This window comes from Modestobacter altitudinis (assembly GCF_005930475.1).
In the GTDB taxonomy this organism is placed as follows: domain Bacteria; phylum Actinomycetota; class Actinomycetes; order Mycobacteriales; family Geodermatophilaceae; genus Modestobacter; species Modestobacter altitudinis.
Map to the genome: position 1 here is coordinate 23,647 of NZ_SJEW01000061.1, position 6,079 is coordinate 29,725.

General features: G+C 76.4%; 8 protein-coding genes. 3 read left to right on the forward strand and 5 right to left on the reverse strand.

Annotated features, from left to right (window positions below):
- The first annotated feature begins 25 nt into the window (after nucleotides 1–25).
- Nucleotides 26–490, forward strand: a complete 465-nt coding sequence (locus tag FHL79_RS19035; protein WP_138760151.1) for a RidA family protein — start codon at nucleotides 26–28, stop codon at nucleotides 488–490.
- 1 nt (nucleotide 491) lies between these two features.
- Here the strand turns inward: FHL79_RS19035 and FHL79_RS19040 are convergent, their stop codons facing one another.
- From FHL79_RS19040 to FHL79_RS19060, 5 genes are read right to left on the reverse strand one after another with little or no spacing between them, the layout of a single operon-like run.
- Complete coding sequence (locus FHL79_RS19040; RefSeq protein WP_138760152.1) at nucleotides 492–1,076, reverse strand: hypothetical protein; 585 nt, start codon at nucleotides 1,074–1,076, stop codon at nucleotides 492–494.
- A 58-nt stretch (nucleotides 1,077–1,134) separates the two neighbouring features.
- Nucleotides 1,135–1,989, reverse strand: coding sequence for an ABC transporter permease subunit (locus tag FHL79_RS19045; protein ID WP_138760153.1), 855 nt, complete (start codon nucleotides 1,987–1,989; stop codon nucleotides 1,135–1,137).
- Nucleotides 1,986–2,987, reverse strand: a complete 1,002-nt coding sequence (locus FHL79_RS19050) for an ABC transporter ATP-binding protein (RefSeq protein ID WP_138760154.1) — start codon at nucleotides 2,985–2,987, stop codon at nucleotides 1,986–1,988. Before FHL79_RS19050 ends, FHL79_RS19045 begins: the two co-directional genes overlap by 4 nt.
- A 2-nt stretch (nucleotides 2,988–2,989) precedes the next feature.
- The gene (locus FHL79_RS19055) at nucleotides 2,990–4,078 is read right to left on the reverse strand and encodes a hypothetical protein (RefSeq protein WP_138760155.1); all 1,089 of its coding nucleotides are present in this window, start codon (nucleotides 4,076–4,078) and stop codon (nucleotides 2,990–2,992) included.
- On the reverse strand, nucleotides 4,062–4,682 hold the full coding sequence (locus tag FHL79_RS19060) for a sigma-70 family RNA polymerase sigma factor (RefSeq protein WP_246080990.1): 621 nt from the start codon (nucleotides 4,680–4,682) through the stop codon (nucleotides 4,062–4,064). The genes FHL79_RS19055 and FHL79_RS19060 overlap by 17 nt, the downstream gene beginning before the upstream one ends.
- Nucleotides 4,683–4,808: 126 nt before the next feature.
- On the opposite strand from FHL79_RS19060, the gene FHL79_RS19065 reads away from it, so the two are divergent.
- Together FHL79_RS19065 and FHL79_RS25200 are read left to right on the forward strand one after the other, a co-directional pair.
- A complete protein-coding gene (locus tag FHL79_RS19065; protein ID WP_138760156.1) occupies nucleotides 4,809–5,402 on the forward strand; it encodes a hypothetical protein in 594 nt (197 codons plus the stop codon).
- A gap of 47 nt (nucleotides 5,403–5,449) precedes the next feature.
- The coding region (locus FHL79_RS25200; protein WP_179966104.1) for a hypothetical protein at nucleotides 5,450–6,079 on the forward strand (630 nt) is incomplete at its 3' end.

The following is a 6,079-nucleotide window of genomic DNA, read 5'->3' on the forward strand; positions in this document are numbered from 1 at the left end:
ATGGGCACCGCGCCACCATCAGCTCATGGACGTCGACACGCGACTGCGAGAACTCGGCATCGAGCTGCCGACCCCCCGGGGCCCGGCCGGCAACTACGTCCCCGGCCGGGTCGCCGGGGAGCTGTTCTTCCTCTCCGGGATGGGCCCCGTCCAGCCGGACGGCGGCCTGGTCACCGGGAAGGTGGGCGAGGGCGGCCTGGACCTGCAGACGGCGCGGGGCGCCGCCCGGCTCACCGGGTTGCAGCTGCTCGCGGCGATGCGGGCCGAGCTGGGCGACCTGGACCGGGTCCGCGGGGTGGTCAAGCTGTTCGGGATGGTCAACTGCCGGCCGGGCTTCACCCGGACCCCAGCGGTGATCGACGGGTGCTCCGACGTGCTGGTCGAGGTCCTCGGCGAGCGCGGTCGCGGTGCTCGCTCGGCGGTCGGCATGGCCGAACTGCCCTTCGACATCGCGGTGGAGGTCGAGGCGGTCGTGCACGTGGCCGGGTGAGTCAGTCGGGAGCCTGGTCGTCGGCTGCCCGCTGCCGCTCGATCTGCTCCAGCACGGTCTTCCGCCCCTTCCCGAGCTCCCGCTCGGCCTGCTCGGCGCGGTCGAGCTGCGTCCCGCCGTGCATCGACCGCACCTGCTCGCGAGCCTCCGGGGCCGCGGCGTCGACCAGCTCGGCGGCCTTGCGCGCCTCCTGAGCCGCCGCGGTGTTGGGCACGTGCTGGGTGTCGCCCTGCTGCTTCTGGCGGTCGGTGGCCTGCTTCTCCTCGTCGCTGAGCAGCTGCCACGCCGCGTCGGGGAGGTAGCGCTCGGTGCCGTCCTCGCCGCGGGCACCGGTGCCGCCGTCGGCGGTGTGCCAGTCCTGGCGCGTCCACTCGGTGAGGTGCTGCTGGGACGCGGTGCGCTCACCCTCGTGCCGGTAGCCGCCGCCGGCCGCCTCGTACTCGTGGGTCAGCAGCTGGCTCTTGCGGGCGCTCCACTGACCCGGCCGGCCGCCCCGGTCCCCGGCCTGGATCTCGTCCTTGAGCCGGGCCCGCAGCTCCGGGTCGGTGTAGTCGTCCGCGTAGTCCGCCGCCGTCTTCCCGCTCATGGTCGTGCGCTACCCGGTCCGGCGGCCGCCCACGCCCCGGGCCGGGCAGCGCCCGGCCTCAGAGGTCGCGGCGGACGAAGGAGACCGCGGCCAGGCCCCAGACCATGGCCACCCACAGCGCCGCCCAGGCCAGGTACGTCGGCGTCAGCGGCGCCTCGCTGAGGAACGGGAAGCCGTCGAAGGCCGGGCCCAGCTGGGTCAGCACCGACGGGTCCTGGAAGGCGTGCATGGCGCCTCGCCACAGCCCGTCGGTGGGCAGCAGCACCCGGGAGATCGTGCCCACCCGGGCCACGCCGTCGTTGCCCAGCGCCTCGCCGATGCCCCCCACCACACCGGCGATCCAGGTGGCGCCGAACAGCCCCACCGCGACCACGCCCGAGGCCATCGGCGAGATGACGGTCGACAGCAGCAGCCCCAGCGTGAGCAGCACGACCGTCTGGGCGGCGAGCAGCGCCAGCGCCCCGGCCGGCTGGGGTGGCCAGTAGTCGACGGTCAGCCGGACGACGAGGCACAGCGACAGCCCGGCGACCACGATGAACCCGGCGCCGAACGCGACCAGCCCCAGCCACTTGCCCAGCAGCACCGTCGACCGGCGTACCGGCCGGGCGAGCACCGACAGCGCGATGCCGGACTCGACCTCGCCGGACAGCGTCGGGCCGGCGAGGAACGCCGTGCCCAGGGCCGCGATCAGGCTCAGGCCGAACATCACCAGGTTGAGCAGCTGCGAGGCCACCAGCCGCGCCTCGCCGCTGGTCAGCGTGCCGAAGTCGTTGGTGGCCGTCAGCCGGGAGAAGCCCCAGGCGCTGAGCCCGAGGAGGGCGAGGGTGAGCACCGCCAGCGCCCGCAGCACCCGGCGGCGGGCGGCCTCCCGCAGCGTGAGCCCGGCGAAGGCGAGCACCACGCGGGCGGTCACAGGGGCTCCTCGGCGCCGGTGCGCAGGATGCCGAGCAGCCGCTCCTCCAGGCTGATCCGCCCGGGCTCGACCGCGTGCACCCGGACGCCGAGGGCGACCAGGTCGGCGACCAGGTCGGGCACCGCCGTCCCGTCGTCGTCGGCGGGGAGCGCGACGGTGACCCAGTCGCCTGCGGTGTCGACGACCCCCGCCGCCGCCAGGCGTGCCTGCGCGGCCGGCGGCACCGCGGTCAGCTCCAGCCGCACCTCGCGCTGCCCGAGCAGCTCGGCGAGGGTGCCGGCGGCCGCGACCCGGCCGCGGTCCAGGATCACCACCCGGTCGCAGACCCGCTCGACCTCGCCGATCAGGTGGGAGTTCAGCAGCACCGCCACCCCGCGGGCCTTGAGCGCGAGCACCAGGTCCCGGACGTCGACCCGGCCCAGCGGGTCCAGCGCACTGGTCGGCTCGTCGAGCACGACGAACTCCGGCCGGGCCACGAGCGCGACGGCCAGCCCCAGCCGCTGCTGCATGCCCTTGGAGAAGCCGCCCACCCGGTCGGCCGAGCGGCCGGCCGCGTGGTCGGCGAGGCCCACCAGCGCCAGGCACTCCCGCTGCTCGGCCGTCGGCACCCGGACGCCGGCCAGCCGCACGTGCAGTGCCAGCACCTCGGTGGCGGTCAGCCACGGCTGGTAGCGGAAGAGCTCGGGCAGGTAGCCGACCCGGACCCGCGCGCGGGGGTCGCCGGCCGGGCGGCCGAGGAGCATGACCTCACCGGCGTCGGGGCGGACCAGGCCCAGCAGCATCTTGATGACCGTGGTCTTGCCGGCGCCGTTCGGGCCGAGCAGTCCGAGCACCTCGCCACGGGCGACCTGGAGAGACACCCCGTCGACGGCCTGGTGCCGGCCGTACCGCTTGCGCAGCCCGGTGCACCAGACCGCCGCCGTCGGTGGCAGCCCGGCCACCAGGTCCGCCGCGGCGCGGACGGCGCCGTCCCCGAGGGTCGTGGAATCGGTCGTCACGGTCAGTCGAGGTCCTCGGCGACGGTGAGCACCTCATCGGGGCCCAGGGACCCGGCGACGACGGTGACGACCCCGTCCTCGACCCACAGCACGGCGGCGAGCGCCTGGTCCCGGGTCTCCAGCACGGTGGCCGGCACCCCGTCGACCTCGGCGGACTCGGTGGTCACCCGGTCCGAGGGCACCGGCAGCGGCAGCGTCGACCCGTCGGCGGCGAAGGTGCGCAGCTGGTCGGCGACGTCGTCGGGCAGCCCGGGCAGCGACAGCAGGTAGTCTCGCATCGTCTCGAACGGGACGCCGGAGGAGCTGTAGGCGGTGGGCGCCACGGCCCGGCCGACGACGAGGGCCGGGACACCGGCGGACTGCCCCCAGATCGCGGCGACGCCGGGGCCGGCCACCAGGCGGACCTGGCTGCCGTCCAGCCCGGCCGGCGCCGGGGGTGCCGGCTCACCGCTCTCGGCGGCGGCCCGGGCGGCCCGGTCGGCCGAGAAGGTGAAGGTGGCCCCCAGCTCGCCGACCACCTGGTAGTCGGGCTCACCGGTGACGCCGCGGGGCAGCGTGGTCACCGCCGGGACGTCGAGCCCGCTCTGCGCGGCAGCAGCGGCCGCGTCGGGGACCTGCTGCGGACCGTCGCCGCCGGTCACCTCGACGTCCCCGTAGGCGCTCAGGTCGGGGAGGGCGACCAGGTCCGCGGTGTCCAGGCCGACCGGCTGCAGCTGCTCGGTGCGGAACACCGGCAGCCAGTCGTTGGCGGCGGCGGTGCCGGCACCGGCCAGGACGACGCCGAAGGCGAGCGCGGCGACGACCGGCCGGCGCAGCGCCGCCCGGGCCCGCCGGGCGCGGGCCGGGACCGGGGCCGGTTCCACGCCGCCCGCCGGGAGCGCGGTGGACAGCCGGTGCCAGGCGGCGGGGAGGTCCACGGTCCCCTCACCGGCCGGCTGCAGCGCGGTGCCGACGGCGTCGGCGTCCTGGCGTGCGGCGGCCAGGCCGCCCAGGCACACCGGGCAGCCGGCGACGTGGGCCCGGTCGGGCTCGGACACACCGGCCGGCTCGTCGAGCAGCCGGCGCAGCACGCCCTCAGTCGGATGACGCATGACGGATCAGCTCCTTGCGCAGGGCGGCCTCGGCACGACGGACCGTCGTGCCGACGCTGCCGGGGGACATGTCGAGTGCCGCGGCCACCTCGGCGTAGCTCAGGCCGCTGTGCCGCAGCACCAGGGCCACGGCGTGCTTGCGGGGCAGCCCGGCGAGCGCTGCGCGCACCCGGCTGCGGTCCTCACGGGTCAGCACGGTCTCCGCGACGTCGGGGGCGACGACCTCGGCGGTGGCGGCGACGGTCTCCTCCCGGGACGCCCGGCGGCGTCCTGAGCGGATCAGGTTCAGCGCGGTGTGGGCAGCGGCGACCGACAGCCAGCCGGGTGCCTCACCGGCCGGGACGGCCGACCGGCCGAAGGCCAGGAAGACCTCCTGGGCGACGTCCTCGGCCTCGTCCCGGGAGCCGAGCACCCGGGCGGCCACGCCGACGACCCGCTGGTAGTCGCGGCGGAACACCTCGGCGAGGTCGGCCCGCACGGCGTCCCGCGTCGCCCGACCCGACACCGCCACGCCCTTCCTCCCCGCCCGCCCGATGACCGTGGCGGGCAGGGGCAGCGGCAGGTCCGCCGTGGCCGCCGACCGCCCGTGCTGAACCAGGTCCATGTCCGGATAGCACCGCCGGTCCCCTCGATGTGACACCCCGCGTCCACGGTGCACCCGGGACGACCTTGAACTGCTCGCCGGGAGGGCGCACAGTCGGGGTCCACCCCCGATCCCGTGGAGCGCCGGATGCTCGAGTTCTTGATCGTCGTCGCTCTCGTCGGCCTCGTCCTCGCCGGGCTGCTGGTCGGCGCCGCCGTGTACCTGCTGCGCCGCGTCCTGCGCAGCCGGCTGGTCGTCGCCGCCACCGACCTCGTCACCGACGGCGTGCTCGCCGTCAGCGCGTGCCGCCCCCGGGCCACGCCCAACCGGGCCGCTGCGCTCCGGGCGCTGCGGGTGTCCCGGGCCCACCGGCTGCTCCGGGAGCGGGTCGCCGTCGCTCAGCGGGCCGGTGCGCACCTCGGTGACGTGCCCGCCGTGCTGCCCCGGCTGGAGGCCGAGGGACGCCGGCTCCGGGCGGCACTGGGCCGGCTCGTCGGTTCCACGGCCGCCGCCCAGGACCTCCTCGACCGCGCCGACCAGCACCTGGCCACGCTGGCCGACCTCACCGAGGTCGTCGACACGGCGGCCGACGCGCCCGCGTCCGACGACACGCTCGCCCGGGACGCCGAGGAGGCCGCCCTCGGGCTACGGCTGCACACCGCCGCCTACCGCGAGCTGATGGGCAGGGACCCGCAGGACGCCCAGCAGGCGGAGCGCCGGCCGCGCCGGGCCGCCTCCTAGGGCCACCCCGGCCACCTCCTCAGCTCGGGGACGCGGTGGTCGTCGTCGTGCCCGTTGCGCTCGTGCTCGTTGCGCTGGTGCTCGTTGCGCTGGTGCTCGTTGCGCTGGTGGTCGTTGCGCTCGTGCTCGTGCTCGTGGCGCTCGTGCTGGTCGCGGTGGACGGCGCGGCGCTGCTCGTGGCAGGCGGTGTGCTGGTCGTGGCCGGCGGTGGTGCGCTGGTGGTGCTGGGCGCCGCGCTGGACGTCGCCGGTGGTGGTGCGCTGCTACTGGGCGGCGGAGGTGCACTGGTCGTCGTCGGCGCTGCGCTGGTCGTGGCCGGTGGTGGTGCGCTGCTGCTCGGGGGTGGCGGTGCGCTCGTCGTGGCCGCCGGTGGTGGTGCGCTGCTGCTGGGCGGCGGGGGTGCGGTGGTCGTCGCCGGCGCTGCGCTGGTCGTGGCCGGTGGTGGTGCGCTGGTGCTCGGTGCTGGTGGTGCGCTGGTCGTGGTCGGCGCGGCGCTGGCGGTGGACGTGGCGCTGGTGGTGGACGTGGCGCTGGTGGTGGACGTGGCGCTGGTGGTGGACGTGGCGCTGGTGGTGGACGTGGCGCTGGTGGTGGACGTGGTGCCGGTGCCGGTGCCGGTGCTCGTGCTCGTGCTCGGGGGAGCGCTGGTGGGCGGGGCGGCGCTGGTCGTCACGGGG